2 protein-coding genes are annotated in these 1,127 nt (G+C 63.5%); both read left to right on the top strand.

Annotation, left to right across the window (positions count from 1 at the left end; genetic code table 11):
- Window positions 1–341, top strand: a 341-nt coding sequence (locus FJ980_RS33325) for an ABC transporter permease subunit (protein WP_140547637.1), incomplete at its 5' end; no start/stop codon positions are given.
- Between the two features lie 31 nt (window positions 342–372).
- A partial coding sequence (locus FJ980_RS33320) for an arginase family protein (protein WP_140547636.1) occupies window positions 373–1,127 on the top strand: 755 nt, incomplete at its 3' end.

Below are 1,127 nucleotides of genomic sequence, written 5' to 3'. Positions count from 1 at the left end.
AGTCGATTTCGTACGGCCAGGTCGAGGCCGGCTACGCGCTGGGACTGCGCTACCTGACCATCTTCCGCAAGATCCTGGTGCCGCAGGTGCTCGGCTACATCCTGCCCGCGGTCACCAATCTCACCATCACGCTGATCAAGGAATCGGCGATCCTGTCGGCGATCACCGTGCCGGAACTCACCTACATGGCCCAGAACATCATTGGCCGCACCTTCTCGCCGGTGGAGATCTTCACCGCCATCGCATTGCTGTACTGGGGGCTGACGGCCTTCGTGGCAGCGATCTCGCGCAGCCTGGAGCACAGGCTGCAGCCTCATCTCGCAGCCCGCCGTGGCGCCTGATCCAAAAAAGCTTCAACGCAGAGGAGACCCCATGTCCAAACTCACCACCGCGCCGCGCGATGTCTTCCAGACATTCATGAACTTTCCGCTGGTCGAGGATCTCGACACGCTGAAGGCCGATGTCGCCATCATCGGCATGCCCTATGGCGATCCCTACACGATCGACGAGTTGATCAACGACCAGACCAATGCGCCGACCGCGGTGCGGCGCGCCTCGCAGCGGATCAGCCAGGCGCTCGACCGCTATGATTTCGACATTGGTGGGCCAGTCTTCGACGGCAAGGACATCAAGGTGGTAGACGTCGGCGACGTTCCCGGCGCGGCGGCCGATCATGTCGGGCACTATGGCAGAGCCGAAGCGGCGATCCGCAAGATCCGCGCCGCGGGCGCACTGCCGATCACAATCGGCGGCGACCACGGCATTCCGATCCCGATCTTCCGGGCGCTTGACGGCGAGGGTCCGATCACGCTGGTCCAGCTCGATGCCCATCTCGACTGGCGTGACAACGTCAACGGGGTCAAGGAGGGCTATTCCAGCACTATCCGGCGGGCCTCGGAAATGGCGCATATCAAGGATATTTTTCAGGTCGGCGTTCGCGGCCAAGGCAGCGCGCGCACCGAGGAGGTCGAGGCCGCCCGCGCCTATGGCGCCAACATCATCACCACCAATGAATGGCAGGACATCGGCACCGCCGCGCTCCTGAAGCGAATTCCCGACGGCGGTCGCTACTATCTCACCATCGATGCCGACGGCCTCGATCCGGCGGTGATGCCGGCGGTCGAGGG

The sequence above is a fragment of the Mesorhizobium sp. B1-1-5 genome, assembly GCF_006443065.1.
Taxonomy (GTDB): Bacteria; Pseudomonadota; Alphaproteobacteria; order Rhizobiales; family Rhizobiaceae; genus Mesorhizobium.
This window is presented reverse-complemented; position numbering and strand designations above follow the sequence as displayed.